Here is a 16,119-nt window from a genome sequence, read left to right on the forward strand (position 1 = left end):
GAGGTCGGATCAGCCGCGATTCATCTGGCCGCCGGCGGCGACGTCCTTGATGGCGGCCTTGACGCGGTTATAGGTGCCGCAGCGGCAGATATTGGTGATCTCGGCGGCGATGTCGGCATCGCTCGGCTTGGGGTTGGACTGCAGCAGGGCAGCCGCGGCCATGATCATGCCGCTCTGGCAGAAGCCGCATTGCGGCACGTCATGCTCGATCCAGGCCTTCTGGATCGGATGGTTGCCGTCCGGCGAGAGGCCCTCGATGGTGACGATCTTCTGCTCGGCGGTGAGGGCGCTCACCGGCATGGTGCAGGAGCGGGTGGCGACGCCGTCGATATGCACGGTGCAGGCACCGCATTGGGCGACGCCGCAGCCATACTTCGTTCCGGTCAGGCCGATCTGCTCGCGGATCACCCAGAGCAGCGGCGTGTCGTCCTCGACCGTCACGTCTATCGTCTTGCCATTGATGCTCAGCTTAGCCACCGCAAACCTCCCGGTTTCGATCCCAAGGTCGGCGAGAGAGCCAGCGCGCCTCGCCGTTCAGTCAGGCCAGCCCGTTAGAGGCCGGATGTTCCTTGGAAGAATTCAAACCCAGAAGCGCGGCAGCCGCCAGAGGTTGCGTGCTCACCTGCGATCACGGTCGCGTTGAATCGTTTCAGCGTGCGCTCGTGGCGATCCAGGCGGCTTTCTTCGGCGCTGCCATGATGCTGTCCGGTTTTCTGTCGCAGACACGCAGCATGAGCTATGCCTGCCTCGGCGTTCTCTCACAGGAATGTGATGCCCTCACACGATCTTTGCCCGGTGGAGCCGTGAAGCCCCGATTCCGGCTGCATCGCCGTTTCGTCGGAGATGCTTGCTTTCGTCACGCGGCAACGGCGAGGCTGCGCGACCATGCGAATCAGCCCGGCAGGACCTCAATGTCGATGATATCCGGCCTCGGACGACGAGCTTTGCACCGCTCCGGCGGCGCCTTGCTGCTCGCGCTGATGCTGCTCGTCGCGCCGCTGGTGGTGCTGGCGCAGACCGCCGACAATACGACCAGCCCGCGCGCCCGCCTGGACTCGATCCGCGGCGAGCTCAGCCAGATCGAAGGTTCGCTCGCCAATCCGAATGTCTCGGACAATGAGCTTCAGCGCCAGCGTCTGCGGCTGCAGCCCTTGCTCGACCAGCTGCGCGTCCTCACCGACGAGCAGGCGCCGCGAACCGAGCAGGCCAAGCTCAGGCTCGATCAGCTTGGGGCCAAGCCCGACGCCAATGCGCCGCCCGAGACGCCGGACGTGGCGCGCGAGCGCGAGACGCGCACCAAGACTTTCGCCGAGGCGGACGAGACCCTGAAGATCGGGCGCGCGACGCTGCTCCAGGCCGAGCAGCTGCAGAGCTCGATCGGCGATCTCAGGCGCGACCGCTTCGCCAAGGCGCTTTTCGCGCCGGGTCCCTCGATCCTCAACCCGGAGGTCTGGTCGACGACGCTCACGGCTCTGCCGTCCGATCTGCGGGCCTCGCAGTTCATCTTCGGTGACTGGCTCTCTGTCTTCACGACGGCGCTGTTCAGCGCCCGCGGATTCCTGGTCGCGCTCTCCTTCCTCGGTGCGATCGCGCTCTATGTGGCGCGGGCCCGCTATATGCCGCGGCTGACGGCGCGGCTGGCGGCGAAGGTCGATTCGACCGACCGTCACATCCTCTACGGGGCACTCATCCGCATCATCGCGCGGACGGCGCCGCCGGCGCTGGCGTCCTGGCTGATCTATGCCGGCCTGAACACCGCCGGCCTGCTGCCGCCGCGAATCCAGCCGGTGATCCTCGCGGCGGTCTTCGGGCTCGCCCTGTTCGCCTTCGTCCAGGCGCTGGTCGATGCGCTGTTCGCCCCCGGTGAGCCGCAGCGGCGCCTTGCCAGCGTGATGGAATCGACCGCCAAGACGGTGGCGTGGCTTGCCGGCTCGCTCGCCATCGTCATGGCGATCGGCAAGGTCCTTGAGGCCTGGCTGCAGGCGATCGCCGCCGGCCTTACCCTGTCGATCATCGTGCGCGGCGTCGTCGCCACGGTTTTCGCGCTCGTCCTGATCGCCGGGCTCTATCGCCTGCGCGACAACCAGGAGATCGAGCAGGAGGCGTGCCTTGGCCCCTATGTGCCGGTCGACGGCGCCAGCCTCGGCCCGGTGCGCATCCTCGGCTGGGTGGTCGGCATCGCCATCATCTTGTCGCTGCTGCTCGGCTATGTCGTGCTGGGGACCTTCCTGACCGAGCAGGTGATCTGGCTCGGCATCCTCGCGGCCGTCTTCGTGCTGCTGACGCAATTGATCGACCTCGGCATCGTCAGCCAGCTGACCGGCGACGGGCGGTTCGCGCTGACCCTGCGGGCCGGTATCGGCCTTCGTGCCGCGACGCTGCAGAAGATCGCGGTGGTGCTCGCCGGCGCGCTCAAGATCGTGCTCATCGTGGTCACGATCATGCTGGTGCTGGCGCCCTGGGGCCTGGAATCGACGGATCTGACGACCTCGCTGCGGGCCGCCTTCTTCGGTTTCCAGGTCGGCGGGGTCACGGTCTCCTTGTCCTCGATCGTCGTGGCGATCCTGCTTTTCGCACTCGGGCTGGCGGCGACGCGATCGCTGCAGAATTGGCTCGACGGCAAGTTCCTGCCGACCACGGCGCTCGACACCGGTCTGCGCAACTCGATCACCACCGCGGCCGGTTATGTCGGCTACGCGGGCGCGGCCGCGATCGGCTTCTCCTCGCTGGGCCTCAGCCTGGAACGATTGACCCTCGTCGCCTCGGCGCTCTCGGTCGGCATCGGTTTCGGCCTGCAGTCGGTGGTGTCGAACTTCGTCTCGGGCCTGATCCTGCTCTGGGAGCGGCCGATCCGGGTCGGCGACCAGGTGCTGGTCGGCGACGCCGAGGGCATCGTCAAGCGCATCAATGTCCGCTCGACCGAGATCGAGACCTTCGACCGCTCCTCGGTGATCGTGCCGAACTCGAACCTGGTCTCGGGCGTGGTGCGCAACCGCGTCCGCTCCGACCGGACGGGCCGGGTGCTGATCTCGATCAGCGTGCCGCGCCGGCTCAATCCGACCGAGGTCAGGGCCATGCTGCTCGAGGCCGCCGAAGCGCATGGCGATGTGCTGAAGAAGCCGGCCCCGAACGTGCTGTTCAAGAAGCTCGGCACGGGGACGATGGATTTCGACCTGATCTGCGTGGTCGGCGATGTCGACATCGTCGGGCGCGTCACCAGCGACCTCAACTACGTCATCCACCGGCGCCTGAGCGAACTCGAGACCCCGGTCGCGACCGAACTCACCGTCAAGGGGCTGGAGGGTGTCGAGCACTCGCTGGGCGAGATCGCCGCGGCGGTGTCGAAGGAGATCGGCCGCCGCGCCAAGCCGGCAGGCGGACGCGTCACCGTCAAGCGCTCCGGTCCGGAGCCTGAGGCCGAGGCGGAGCCGGAGGAAACCCCGCCGCCGCCCGCCAAACCAGAACCGGCCGCGAATGGCGGCAAGGACGAGACCAAGGACTGATGCGATGCGCCTTACCTCCGCTCCCACCGCGCGCCAGCGGCTGCGGTCGATGAGCTGTCCCGCCGCGCTTGCGGCAGCCTTGTCGCTGCTGAACCTCGCCGGCTGCACCGAGCCGGTCCGGACCCAGCCCGCCTTCTATCGCGATCTCGGCTCGCCCTCGGCCAGGGTCGATGCCGAGGCGGCCCGCGCGACCATCTCGGCCTATCGGCTCAATGCCGGCCTCGGAACGCTCAAGCTCGATCCGGAGCTGATGCAGGCCGCCGAGCAGGAGGCCGCCGCCATGGCCGCCGCCGACAAGCCGGCGCAGGCCGAGGCGGTAAAGGCGCGGCTGGCGCGGGCGGGGCAGCCGGGCGCCGAGGCCAATCTCTCGGCCGGCTATCGTCGCCTCGCCGAAGCCTTCTCCGGCTGGCGCGACTCGCCGCAGCACGACCGGGTGATGAAGGCGCCGAACGCGACGCGCATGGGCATCGCCTCGGCCTATGCGCCGGGGTCGAAATACCAGGTCTACTGGGCGCTGGTGGTCGCGCCCTGAGCAGGCTTGGCTGACGCGGTCATTCGATCGGGAAGTCGAAGGGCGTCTTCGGGAACGGCTCTTTCGCCAGCGTGAAGTGCCACCATTCCTTGCGGTAGCCGCGGAAGCCCTCGGCTGCCATCGCAGCGGCGAGGGTTTCGCGATTGCGGCGCGCCTCGCTCGCGACGCCGGGATGGCGGAACGCGCTTTTGTCCGAGAAGCAGTCGAAGCTCGTGCCGAGATCGAGGCTGGTTTCGCGCGGACGCGTTGCAAGGGGGCCGTCGCAGGGGCCGGCATCCACGGGTGTCGGCAGAGCGGCTTCGCCGGCGCGGACGAGGCCGGCATCGACGGTGGAGCCGCGCGAATGGCTGGAATTGCCGGCGATGTAGCCCTTGGCGACGAGATCGCCCCTGGCGATGCCGGGGTGGAAGACGCGCCCGAGATCGGCGGCGTCCGGCCGCTTCACCCAGTCGTTGAACGCGGCGACGGCTTGGGCGGGCCGGTAGCAGTCGAACAGCTTCAGGCCGTAGCCCTGCCGGGCCAGGCGCTTTTCGGCGCGGACCAGCGCGTTCGCCGCCTCGCGTGTCAGCACGCATTCGGCACGGCCATAGCCGGGCACGGCCGCGCCGGTGAAATTGAACGGCGTCGCATAGCGGATGTCCTGCGCGATCGACGGTGCGAGCTCGCGCAGCCGCACGAAGCCCGCAGGCAGCGGTTCGGCATCGACCGGCCGCGAGACAAGCATGAGCAAGCTGGCGGCCAGTGCCCACCTGCCGGGTGTCGGCCCTGGCATGCCGCGGCACGAGAGCTGGCGCCAGCCGGCGGCGGATCGGCCTCGGTCACGATGCCGACGCGGCAATGCCAACCGCTCGGTGAAGGTGACGAACCCGCCCTGATCGCCATGGCCACCGCGCTTCTTTTTCGCCATCGCCCTGCCTCCGCTCGGATCGCTTCGCCCATCTCGGCGTGAGGGTGGTCGGGCAGACAGGCGAGCGGCATCTCGCGCCCCAGCAACACGCTTTGCGGAAACCATGAGGAGCTGCGGTTGCGGGAGCGTTAAGGTTTGAGGGCTTGCTCATGCCGCAGCCTCGGCTAAAGCTTTCGGCAATGTCTCTGCTTGCGATCTATGCCCGCGTCCTCGGCGAGCTCGGCCCGGAACGGCGCCTGGGGCTCCTTCTCGCCATCGCCAACGTCGCGCTGGCAGGCGCCGCCTTCGCCGAGCCGATGCTGTTCGGCGCGCTGATCGACAAATTGACCAGCCTGCAGACCGCCGGCACTCGCCCGGGCTGGGGCGACATCAACGTATTGCTGGCCGCCTGGGTCGGCTTCGGCCTGTTCAATATCGCTGCGGGCGTGTTCGTCGCGCTGTTCGCCGATCGGCTGGCGCATCGCCGCCGGCTCGCGGTGATGGCGAATTATTTCGAGCATGCGCTGACCTTGCCGCTCGCCTATCACACGCAGACCCATTCCGGCCGCGTGCTCAAGGTGATGCTGGAGGGCACCAGCGGCATGTGGGCGCTCTGGCTCTCCTTCTTCCGCGAGCATTGCGCCAGCTTCGTCGCGCTCTTCATCCTGCTGCCGTTCACGCTCTGGAAGAACTGGCAGCTCGGCCTAGTGCTGATCTTCCTCGTCGTGCTGTTCGGCACGCTCACCGCCTTCGTGCTGCGCAAGACCGACAAGCTGCAGAGCAATGTCGAGGCCTACCATTCGAGCCTCGCCGAACGAGCCTCGGATGCGCTCGGCAATGTGCCGGTGATCCAGAGCTTCACCCGGATCGAGGCCGAGGTGCGCGGGCTGCGCAACACCATCACCAGCCTGCTCGAAGCGCAGATCCCGGTGCTGACCTGGTGGGCGGTCGCGACCGTCGCGACCCGCGCCTCGGCGACGCTGACCGTGCTTTCGATCTTCGTGGTCGGCACCTGGCTCTTGATGCAGGGGCTGACCACGGTCGGCGAGATCGTCACCTTCATGGGCTTCGCCACCATGCTGGTCGGCCGGCTCGAGCAGATCGTCGCCTTCGTGAACTTCATCTTCATGCAGGCGCCGAAGATGCGCGAGTTCTTCGAGGTGCTCGACACGCTCCCGGCTGTGCGCGACCAGCCCGGCTCCCCCGATGCCGGTCGGCTCGAGGGCCGGATCACCTTCGACGACGTCTCCTTCTCCTATGACGGCAAGCGCGTCGCCGTCGCCGACGTCTCCTTCGAGGTGAAGGCCGGCGAGACCATCGCCATCGTCGGCTCGACGGGCTCGGGCAAGTCGACCACGCTCGGCCTGCTGCACCGCGCTTTCGATCCGCAATCGGGCCGCATCCTCGCCGACGGCCGCGACATCCGCGAGATCTCGCTGCTCTCGCTCCGGCGCAATATCGGCGTCGTCTTCCAGGAGCCGATGCTGTTCGCGCGCTCGATCCGCGAGAACCTGACCGTCGGCAAGCCGGACGCGACCGACGCCGAGATGATGGAAGCGCTCGACCGGGCGCAGGCGACCGAAGTCATGGCGCGCCAGACCGACGGGCTCGACACCATCGTCGGCGAGCGCGGCCGCACGCTCTCGGGCGGCGAGCGCCAGCGCCTGTCGATCGCCCGCGCCCTGCTGAAGAACCCGCCGATCCTGATCCTGGACGAGGCGACCTCGGCCCTCGATGCAGCGACCGAGGTCAAGCTGCAGAAGGCGCTCGACGAGGTGATGAAGGGCCGCACCACCTTCGTCATAGCGCACCGCCTCGCCACCATCCGAAATGCCGACCGCATCCTGGTGTTCGAGCAGGGCCGGGTGATCGAGATGGGCTCCTTCGAGGAGCTCGTCGCCAAGGGCGGGCGCTTCGCCGCTTTGGCCCGGGCCCAGTATCTGGTCACCGACAAGCCTGCGCCTGCGCTTTCGGAGGGCGAGGCCAGCCCATTGGCACAGAAGCTGCCAGGCGGCGTGTGACAACGGTGCGCCGGCTTTTGCTCCGATCTGCCTGTCCGGGAGCAAATCCAGCCGGCGCCGATCCACACGGAGACCTGTCCATGCGCCGCCTCCTGTCTGCCCTCGCGCTGGTCCTCGGCTTTTCGCCAGCCGCCTTCGCCCAGACGGTCTGGGAGATGCCAACCGAATACCCAGCGAGCGCCATTCCGGGCGAGGGCGTTGCGACCTTTGCAAAGCTGGTGAACGAGCGCTCCGGTGGGCGGCTGACGATCACCCCGAGCTTCGATGCGGCGAAGGGAATCAAGTCGGCCGGCATGGTCGCAGCGGTGCAGGAGGGAAAGGTCGCGGCCGGCGACGCCTTCGCCGGAGCGCTGGGTGCGGTGCATCCGCTGTTTGGCCTGTCGTCGCTGCCGTTCCTGGCGACCTCGATCGAGGATGCCAGGCGCCTCGCCGATCTTGCCCGGCCGGCCTATGCCAAGGTCTTCGCCGGCTATGGCCAGCGCATCCTCTACACCACGCCGTGGCCGGCCTCGGGCATCTGGTCGAAGGAGCCGGTGACCTCGGCCAGTGACCTCGCCGGCCTGTCGATCCGCACCTATGACGCGACCTCGACCACGGTGATGGGCAACGCCGGCGCCAAGGCGGTGAACCTGTCCTTCGCCGACGCCATGCCGAAGGTGAAGGACGGTTCGGTCACGGCGGTGCTGTCGTCGGGGGATGGCGGGGCCGGGCGCAATCTCTGGCAGTTCCTGCCGCATTTCAGCGAGGTGAACTATGCGCTGCCGATCTCGCTGGCGACGGTGAATCTCGCCGCCTACGATGCCCTGCCGGCGGATCTCAGGCAGGTCGTCGACGAAGCCGCAGCCGAGACCGAGCGGCGGCAATGGAGCGCGATCAGGACGCGGCTCGACGAGAACTATGCCCGCATGCGCGCCAATGGCGTCACCATCCATGCGCAGCTGCCGGCCGATCTGACCCAGCGGCTCGAGACTGCCGGCAAGGCCGCGGTCGAGGACTGGCGCGGCAAGGCCGGAGCGGAAGGCGCCGCGATCCTCGACGCCTTCGCCAAGCACTGAGGCGCTCGCGCTGCTGCGTGGCTCATCTGCCGAGGCGGCGCGGTTTCGATTACCTGAGGTGTAATCGACCCGCGGTTCCTTGGCGGGCATGGTCTCTCGCGACACCGGCCGCACCGGCCGTTTTCGACCGAGGAGAGCACCATGACCGCTTATGCCATCGCCCATCTGCGCGACGTCGACGTCAACGCCGAGATCGTCGATTACATCAAACGCATCGACGAGACCCTCGTGCCGTTCGGGGGCCGCTTCCTGATTCATGGCGTGACGCCGGAGGTCATGGAACGACCGTGGGAAGGCGATCTCGTCGTCATCGCGTTCCCGGACATCGACGCGGCACGCAACTGGTATGCCTCGCCGGCCTATCAGGCGATCCTGCCGCTCAGGACGCGCAATTCCCGGAGCGCCGCGATCATCGTCGACGGCGTGTCGGACGGGTATCGGGCGACCGACTTCCTGGCGAAGCTGGGCTGATCCTCACCTGAGCCCGCGCCTCCGAGAAAAACGGTCAACAATCACGTGTCACGGCCCTGCCGTTGTGAGATCATTTTCGGCGTATACGTGCCTGTCTTCTTTTCCCAACGACGGACCCATTGCCTGACATGATGATCGCCCGCCTCGCCTGCGCCTGGGCCTCTGTCGCAGCCTTCCAGATCTTCGGCGACACGCTGCTCGCACAGCTAGGAGCGCCCTTGCCGTCATTGCTGATCTTCGCCTGGCTGCTCGGTGTCATCGTCTGGGCGGCCTTCGGCGTGGTGCACGAGGCCGAGGAGATCGCGCATCGGCTCGGCGAGCCCTATGGCACGCTGATCCTGACGCTCTCGATCGTCATCATCGAGGTGGCGCTGATCTCGGCGGTGATGCTGGGCGCCAAGGGCGCGCCGACGCTCGGGCGCGACACCATGTTTGCGGTGCTGATGATCGTGCTCAACGGCGTCGTCGGCATCGGCTTGCTGCTGGGCGGCCTCCGCCACTTCTCGCAGGGCTACAACCTCAAGGGCGCCTCGGCCTATCTGGCGGTCATCATTCCGCTGACGCTGATCCCGCTTGTCCTGCCGAATTTCACCACCTCGACCGCGGACGGAACGCTGACCACCTTCCAGTCGATCGCGTTCTCGCTCTTCACCCTGCTGCTCTACGGCGCCTTCCTGGTCCTGCAGACCGGCAGGCACAGCGTCTTCTTCAAGGAGCCGGCCGGCGAATCGAACATGCCCTACGGGGCCGCCTACATCCGGGGCAGAATCCAATCGGAAGCCGGGCCGGCATCGCAGCCTGTACCCGACCCTGGTCCGGCCGAGGAGCCGCCGCATCCGCCCTCGGAAGGCTCGACGCGGTCGCATGTCATCCTGCTGCTCGCCAACATCCTGCCGATCGTGATCCTGGCGAAAAGCCTCGCCGTCGTGCTCGACTTCGGCATCGCGCGTCTCGGCGCGCCGGTGGCGCTGGGCGGTATCCTGATCGCCATGGTGGTGTTCACGCCCGAATGCATCGCGGCGCTGCGCGCGATCACCACCAACCAGCTGCAACGGGCGATCAATCTCTGCCTCGGCGCCGCCGCCTCGACGCTGGGGCTGACCGTCCCGGCTGTGTTGGTCATCGGGCTCATCACCGGACAGGAGGTCGTGCTCGGCCTCTCCGGCACCAACATGGTCATCCTGTCGATGACGCTGCTGCTCTCGACGCTGACGTTCACGGGGACGCGCACCACCATGCTGGAAGGGGCCGTGCATCTCTCGGTGTTCTTCGTCTTCCTGGTGCTGGTGTTCAGTCCATGAGCAGGAGGCTCGGCAGCTGGTATTGACGAGGCAGGATCCATTCTGTACCGATCGGTTCAGTCTTTACCGATTGGTACAGGAGATCAACCGTGAGCGAAGCAAGGCCGCCTTTTCCGCCGTTCAGCGAGGATACCGCGATCCTCAAGGTCAGAGCCGCCGAGGACGGCTGGAACGGGCGCAATCCCGCATGGGTCGCGCTGGCCTATACCGAGGATTCGCGTTGGCGGAACCGGGCCGAAATCTTCCAGGGGCGGGCTAAGATCGAAGCCTTCCTCACCCGCAAATGGCAGCGCGAGCTCGATTATCGGTTGATCAAGGAACTGTGGGCCTTCACCGGCAACCGCATCGCCGTGCGCTTCGCCTATGAATGGCGCGACGATTCCGGGCAGTGGTACCGTTCCTACGGCAACGAGAACTGGGAGTTCGCGCAGAACGGCCTGATGGCCCGCCGCCATGCCAGCATCAACGATCTGCCGATCGCGGAAGCGGCGCGGAAATTCCATTGGGACGCCTCCGGACCGCGCCCGGCCGATCATCCCGGCCTGAGCGATCTCGGCCTATAAGAGCTGATGGCAAGACGAATCAGCGAGCGGGCCGACCTGCTGCCGGTGCTCGGCGAGATCTTTCGCGACTACGGTTTCGAGGCGGCGAGCCTGTCGGTGATCGGCGAACGCACGGGGCTCGGCAAGGGCAGCCTCTATCACTTCTTCCCGGGCGGGAAGGAGGAGATGGCCAAGGCCGTGCTCGACGAGATCGGCAGCTGGTTCGAGAACGAGGTGTTCCGGCCTCTCCGGGAGGATGGCGACGCCGCAGCCGCGATCGAGGCGATGCTCGTCGCGGTCGACGGCTATTTCCATTCGGGCCGGCGCATCTGCCTGGTCGGAGCGCTGGCCCTGGCCGATTCGCGCGAGCGCTTCGCGGCACAGATCGCCGGCTATTTCGCGGCCTGGCAGGATGCGCTCGTCGGCGCGCTCGCCCGCAGCGGTCAGGCCGATCCGGACGGGCTGGCGGAGGAAATCCTGGCCCTGATCCAGGGAGGGCTCGTGCTGGCGCGGGCTCGCGACGAGGCCGTGATCTTTACCAGGCTGCTCGCAAGACTGCGCCTCAGGCTGCAGCCTGCAGGCTGAGCGATCCGGCGGTCATCACGTGGCGGTCGCGGGCTCGTGCCCATGGCTGCCGTTGCCGGCGGGCGCCACCCTGAGCGCGGTCAGCCGGTTGCGGCTCTTGCGCATCACCTCGAAGCGGAAGCCGTGGAAGGTGAACGCCTGGCCGGCATCGGGGATGGCGCGGGCCTCGTGGATGACGAGGCCGGCGATGGTCGTCGCCTCGTCGTCGGGCAACTGCCAGTCCATCGCCCGGTTGAGATCTCGGATCGGCACGCCGCCATCGACGATGACGCCCCCGTCCGGCTGCTGGCGCAGGCCGGGAACGGCGACGTCGTGCTCGTCGCGGATGTCGCCGACGATCTCCTCGAGGATGTCCTCGAGTGTCACCAGCCCCATCACCTCCCCGTATTCGTCGACCGCGAGGGCAAAATGCGTCTTGCGGGCGAGGAAGGCCTTGAGCTGCTCGGGCAGCGGCGTATTCACCGGCACGAACCAGGTTTCGAGCGCGATGGTCGCGACATCGAGCTTGCAGGCGTCGCCGCCGGCGGCGTCGAGCGCGCGCAGCAGGTCCTTGGCGTGCAGGACACCGACGATGTTCTCCGGCTTTTCGCGCCAGAGCGGCATGCGGGTGTAGGGCGAGGCCAGCACCTCGCGCACGATCGCCTCAGGCCCGAGATCGAGATTGATCGTGCGCATCTTGGTGCGGTGGATCATAACATCGGCGACTTCGAGCTGCTTCAGATCGAGCAGGCCGCTGACCATGTCGCCATCTGCCTTGGCGACCGTGCCTTCCTGGCGCATCAGTTCGATCTGGTCGCGCAGGATCTCGTCGATCGCCAGCACCGGGCGCTGCGAATCGATCCGCAGGCCGAACAGGCCGAGCGAGCGGCGCGCGAACCATTGCATCAGCCGGACCGGCGGACCAAGTACGGCAAGCAGGCGCGCCACCGGCCGCACCAGCTTGAGCGCCATCCGCTCGGGGTCGGCAACGGCCGCCATGCGCGGCGCGAGTTCGCCGACGACAACGACGATGAGCGCGACCGCAATCGCGAGGCAGGCCGCGCCGCCGACGCCGAAGGAGGCGAGCGCGGCATAGGCGGCAAAACTCGCCGTCGCGGTCTTCACCAGCGTCCGCGCCAGCAGGAAAACGCCGCTCAGGCGCTCGCGATCGCCGAGCACGCGCAGGACGATCGCGGCGCGGCGGCTTCCGGCCTTTTCCTGCTGGACGAGCCTGGCGCGCGAGATCGCATGCAGCGCCGCATCGGCTGCGGCCAGGAAGCCTGTCAGGAATACGCCGAGCGCGACGATGGCGATGGCGAGCCAGGGATCGAGGTGCGGGATGGCGACCATGGAGGAAGCGCTCAGGTTCCCGCTAGCGGTCTGATTCCGACATTCGCATCTTCCCAGTGCAGAGCGGCGTAGCGAATGTCGGAATCAATAAGACCACTAGCAACCCTTTGATCGTCTAGTGGAACTGATGAATTTGACATTTGCTTCCCGCTTGATGTCAGGTCAGAGGCAAATGTCAAATTCGTTCCACTAGTTCGCTCTCGATGAAGTCGTGCGCCGTCTCGGTGGCGACGCCGGGCGCGATGAAGCTCTTGCCGATGCCATGCGCCAGGATGAAGGTCAGTGCGCCGCGCTTGACCTTCTTGTCCTGGGTCATCGCCTCGACGATGTCAGACGCCGTGCCGGTTCCGCCGGGAACGTCCTGCAGCCTGGTCGGCAGGCCGACGGCAGCGAGATGGGCGGCGACGCGGCCGGCATCCTGGCCGGAACAGAGACCGAGCCGCTGCGAAAAGCGGAAAGCGAGGCAAAGCCCGATCGCGACGGCTTCGCCATGAACGAGGCGGGCGGAATCGTAGCGGGTCAGGCGCTCCAGAGCATGGGCGAAGGTGTGGCCGAGGTTGAGGAGCGCACGGTCGCCATCCTCGCGCTCGTCGCGGGCGACGACAGCGGCCTTGGCCCGGCAGGCGGTCGCGACCGCATGGTCGCGCTCGGGGCCTCCCTCCATGACGCGGCGCCAGTTGACCTCGCACCAGTCGAAGAAGGCGGCATCGTCGATCAGCCCGTACTTCACCACCTCGGCATAGCCGGCCTTGAACTCGCGCTCGCTGAGGGTGTCGAGCAAAGCGGTGTCGCAGACCACCAGCGCCGGCTGGTGGAAGGCGCCGATCAGGTTCTTGCCATGGCTCGAATTGATGCCGGTCTTGCCGCCGACCGAGGAATCGACCTGGGCGAGCAGGCTGGTCGGAATCTGGACCAGGCGCACGCCGCGGCGCAGCACCGAGGCGGCAAAACCCGAGAGATCGCCGACGACGCCGCCGCCAAGCGCGATGACGAGATCGTTGCGCTCGATCTTGGCGGCGAGCAGGCCGTCGCAGAGCTCGATGAAGCGGGCATAGGATTTGGAGGACTCGCCCGGCGGGATGGTCAGGCGCGTCGCGGTGACGCCGGCCTGCTGCAGGCAGGATTCGAGGGCGGGCGCGTGCAAGGCGGCGAGGTTCGTGTCGGTGACGATGGCGGCGCGGGCGCCGGGAAAGCGGCTGGCGATCACCTGGGCGGCCTCGCAGAGCTGGTGGCGGCCGATCAGGATGTCATAGGAGCGTTCGGCCAGCGCGACCGGCACGACGATGCGTTCTGATGCAGGGGCAGCCTCAGCCAAAGCGTTCATTCCTTGCCTTCCTGGCGCAGCCGCCGGTCGAGCGCGGCCACGGCGTCCTCGATGACGACCTCATGGGGATCGTCGCGCGAGATCAGCGTGATGTCGGCGAGCGCATAGATCGGCTCGCGCTCGGCCAGCAGGCGCCGCACGGTCGCTTCGGGATCGGCGGTCTGCAGCAGCGGGCGGTTGCTGCGCTTGCGGACGCGGCGCATCAGCACGTCCGGCTCGGCCTTCAGCCAGATCGAGATGCCGAGCTCCGCGATGCGGGCGCGGGTGTCGGCGTTCATGAAGGCGCCGCCGCCGGTCGCCAGCACGAGCGGTGCGCGCGTCGTCAGGATACGGGAGATGACGCGGCGCTCGCCATCGCGGAACTCGCTTTCGCCGCGCTGCGCGAATATCTCCGGGATCGTCATGCCGGCGGCGGTCTCGATCTCGGTATCGGCATCGACGAAGGGCAAGCCGAGCCGGGCGCTGAGGCGCTTGCCGACCGAGCTCTTGCCCGAGCCCATCATGCCTACCAGCACTACCGCCCGCGCTCCGAGCGCGGCGCGCAGGGCGATGCGATCCACCTGTTCGATCGTTTCCGCCATCGTCATCAAATGAATTCCTTGCGCCCGCTCTAGCATGAGGATCGCGGTACCGCCATGTGCGATGCAGGGGCGCTTGACCGCGGCCACGCAGTCGGGCTCGTAGCGCCGCGACGGGGGCGAAGGGCGTGATGCCGGTGGCTGGAGCAAATTGCGGGATCGCCGGTCTGCGGTCGCCTTTCGTGCTGCTGGAAGATCGCAGTGAGACAGGCAAGGCGCTGCTCTTCGCCGAGCCCGCCGAGATCGTCTCGGCCAGCGAGCCCTCCGGCATTGTCGCTGCATTCGGCCGCATCGAGGCCGGTCTGGCGCAGGGTCTGCACGCGGCCGGCTTCCTCTCCTACGAGCTCGGCTATGCCTTCGAGCCACGGCTGGCAGGGCTGTCGCCGAGCGAGCCTCGGCTGCCATTGCTCTGGTTCGGCCTGTTCGAAGAGCCCCGCCGCATCGAGCCGGCGGCGCTTGATCGAGATCTTGCGGCGCGCTGTCCGCCGCCGCTGGACAATCTGGCGTTCGATCTGGACGAAGCGGCGCATGCGGCGGCGGTGCAGCGCGTGCTCGACTATCTCCACGCCGGCGACGCCTATCAGGTCAACCTGACCTTCCCGATCCGCTTCCGCTATCCCGGCGATCCGCTCGCGCTTTACGGTGCGCTCAGGGCGAGCCAGCCGGTCGGCCATGGCGGCCTGGTCGCGACAGGCGAGGCGAGCATCGTCTCGGTCTCGCCGGAGCTGTTCATCGAGACGGCAGACGGGCGCGCGGTCACCCGGCCGATGAAGGGGACCGCAGCGCGCGGCGTCGATGCGCAGGCGGATGAGGCGGCGAAGGCAGCGCTCCGCGCCGATCCGAAGCAGCGGGCCGAGAACCTGATGATCGTCGATCTCCTGCGCAACGACCTCAGCCGGATCAGCGAGCAGGGCTCGGTCGAGGTTCCCGCGCTGTTCAGCGTCGAGACCTATCCGGGTTTTCATACGCTGACCTCGACGGTGACGAGCCGATTGCGGCCCGGCCTGTCGCTGCTTCAGCAGATGCAGGCGCTGTTTCCTTGCGGCTCGGTGACCGGAGCGCCGAAGCTGCGGGCAATGGAGATCATCCGCGAGCTCGAAGCCGCGCCGCGCGAGGTTTATACCGGTTCGCTCGGCATGATCGCGCCGAACGGCGATCTCAGCTTCAACGTCGCGATCCGGACCGCGACACTGCTGCTGGGGGGCGAGGGCGTCTACGGCGTCGGCGGCGGGATCGTCGTCGATTCCAGGCCGGCAGAGGAATATGCCGAATGCCGGCTGAAGGCGCGGGTGCTGACGGATCTCGCCGGGGATTACGGGTTGATCGAGACGCTGCGCTGGTCGGGTGGCTATGTCCGGCTGGCGTTGCATCTCGAGCGTCTGGCTGCGTCGTCCGCGGCGCTCGGCTTCCGGTTTGACCGGGAGCAGGCGCTGGGGCAGCTCGCCGAGGCTGAGACATCGTTTCCTGCCGGGGAGGAGCGCCGCGTGCGTTGCGAGTTGCGCCGCGACGGCACGCTTCAGATCACGACTGCGCCGATGCCGGTCGTGGCAGGCGGCGCGGTCCGGATCGCCATTGCGACGCAGCGGGTCGATGCCGGGGATCCCTTCCTGCGCCATAAGACGACGCGCCGGGCGATCTATGAGCGAGCTTTCACCGAGGCATCGGCACAAGGTTGCGACGATGCCCTGCTTCTGAACCGGCAGGGCTTCGTCACCGAGACCAGCCGCAGCACCATCTTCGTCGAGCACGACGGCGTGCTGCTCACGCCGCCGCTGGAGCACGGTCTGCTGCCGGGCGTGCTGCGCCGTGAACTCATGGAAAGCGGAGATGCCCGCGAAGCGCCGCTGCGGCTCGACGACCTCAGGCAGGCCGGGCGCTGGTTCGTCGGCAACAGCCTGCGCGGGTTGCAACCTGCAGAGATCGCCGGTTCCGCGCTTGCGTTCGATACCCCCGATCAGAAATAACGGGTTGGGGTGCATGGGGAATCGCCGG

General features: G+C 67.6%; 14 protein-coding genes. 9 read left to right on the plus strand and 5 right to left on the minus strand.

Features of this window, described 5'->3' with window-relative positions; genetic code table 11:
• Positions 1-9 precede the first annotated feature (9 nt).
• Positions 10-477: a (2Fe-2S)-binding protein gene (locus tag CXY91_RS18315; RefSeq protein ID WP_091837991.1), complete on the minus strand. Its 468-nt coding sequence runs from the start codon at positions 475-477 to the stop codon at positions 10-12.
• A gap of 434 nt (positions 478-911) precedes the next feature.
• Between CXY91_RS18315 and CXY91_RS18320 the strand changes: the two genes are divergently transcribed.
• Together CXY91_RS18320 and CXY91_RS18325 are read left to right on the plus strand one after the other, a co-directional pair.
• On the plus strand, positions 912-3,503 hold the full coding sequence (locus CXY91_RS18320) for a DUF3772 domain-containing protein (protein ID WP_158673481.1): 2,592 nt from the start codon (positions 912-914) through the stop codon (positions 3,501-3,503).
• Between the two features lie 49 nt (positions 3,504-3,552).
• Entirely contained in the window at positions 3,553-4,035 is a 483-nt protein-coding gene (locus CXY91_RS18325; RefSeq protein ID WP_100962756.1) for a CAP domain-containing protein, read from the plus strand.
• Positions 4,036-4,054: 19 nt separating this feature from the next.
• Here the strand turns inward: CXY91_RS18325 and CXY91_RS18330 are convergent, their stop codons facing one another.
• The gene (locus CXY91_RS18330) at positions 4,055-4,942 is read right to left on the minus strand and encodes a M15 family metallopeptidase (RefSeq protein ID WP_248307544.1); all 888 of its coding nucleotides are present in this window, start codon (positions 4,940-4,942) and stop codon (positions 4,055-4,057) included.
• A 179-nt stretch (positions 4,943-5,121) separates the two neighbouring features.
• Between CXY91_RS18330 and CXY91_RS18335 the strand changes: the two genes are divergently transcribed.
• The 6 genes from CXY91_RS18335 (at position 5,122) to CXY91_RS18360 (ending at position 10,896) form a co-directional block, all read left to right on the plus strand.
• Complete coding sequence (locus CXY91_RS18335) at positions 5,122-6,942, plus strand: glucan ABC transporter ATP-binding protein/ permease (RefSeq protein WP_100962657.1); 1,821 nt, start codon at positions 5,122-5,124, stop codon at positions 6,940-6,942.
• An 80-nt stretch (positions 6,943-7,022) separates the two neighbouring features.
• Positions 7,023-7,997: a TRAP transporter substrate-binding protein gene (locus CXY91_RS18340; protein ID WP_100962658.1), complete on the plus strand. Its 975-nt coding sequence runs from the start codon at positions 7,023-7,025 to the stop codon at positions 7,995-7,997.
• Between the two features lie 141 nt (positions 7,998-8,138).
• Positions 8,139-8,468 (plus strand): DUF1330 domain-containing protein, encoded by a 330-nt coding sequence (locus CXY91_RS18345; protein ID WP_091837980.1) that lies wholly within the window; start codon positions 8,139-8,141, stop codon positions 8,466-8,468.
• Between the two features lie 128 nt (positions 8,469-8,596).
• Positions 8,597-9,769 carry a calcium:cation antiporter gene (locus tag CXY91_RS18350; RefSeq protein ID WP_091837977.1) on the plus strand — a complete coding sequence of 391 codons (1,173 nt, stop codon included), beginning with the start codon at positions 8,597-8,599 and terminating at the stop codon, positions 9,767-9,769.
• An 89-nt stretch (positions 9,770-9,858) separates the two neighbouring features.
• Complete coding sequence (locus CXY91_RS18355; RefSeq protein WP_100962659.1) at positions 9,859-10,332, plus strand: nuclear transport factor 2 family protein; 474 nt, start codon at positions 9,859-9,861, stop codon at positions 10,330-10,332.
• A gap of 6 nt (positions 10,333-10,338) precedes the next feature.
• Positions 10,339-10,896, plus strand: a complete 558-nt coding sequence (locus tag CXY91_RS18360; protein ID WP_100962660.1) for a TetR/AcrR family transcriptional regulator — start codon at positions 10,339-10,341, stop codon at positions 10,894-10,896.
• A gap of 15 nt (positions 10,897-10,911) precedes the next feature.
• Here CXY91_RS18360 and CXY91_RS18365 read toward each other — a convergent pair whose 3' ends face one another.
• The 3 genes from CXY91_RS18365 to CXY91_RS18375 all read right to left on the minus strand — a co-directional run bounded on the left by CXY91_RS18365 (position 10,912) and on the right by CXY91_RS18375 (position 14,136).
• A complete protein-coding gene (locus CXY91_RS18365) occupies positions 10,912-12,225 on the minus strand; it encodes an HlyC/CorC family transporter (RefSeq protein ID WP_100962661.1) in 1,314 nt (437 codons plus the stop codon).
• Positions 12,226-12,400: 175 nt separating this feature from the next.
• Positions 12,401-13,549, minus strand: a complete 1,149-nt coding sequence (gene aroB, locus CXY91_RS18370; protein ID WP_100962662.1) for a 3-dehydroquinate synthase — start codon at positions 13,547-13,549, stop codon at positions 12,401-12,403.
• Positions 13,546-14,136 (minus strand): shikimate kinase, encoded by a 591-nt coding sequence (locus tag CXY91_RS18375; RefSeq protein WP_100962663.1) that lies wholly within the window; start codon positions 14,134-14,136, stop codon positions 13,546-13,548. Before CXY91_RS18375 ends, aroB begins: the two co-directional genes overlap by 4 nt.
• Positions 14,137-14,258: 122 nt before the next feature.
• Between CXY91_RS18375 and CXY91_RS18380 the strand changes: the two genes are divergently transcribed.
• Positions 14,259-16,091, plus strand: a complete 1,833-nt coding sequence (locus CXY91_RS18380; RefSeq protein ID WP_100962664.1) for an aminodeoxychorismate synthase component I — start codon at positions 14,259-14,261, stop codon at positions 16,089-16,091.
• The last annotated feature ends 28 nt before the right edge of the window (positions 16,092-16,119 follow it).

The organism is Allobosea sp. FBZP-16 (assembly GCF_002831785.1).
In the GTDB taxonomy this organism is placed as follows: domain Bacteria; phylum Pseudomonadota; class Alphaproteobacteria; order Rhizobiales; family Beijerinckiaceae; genus Allobosea; species Allobosea lupini.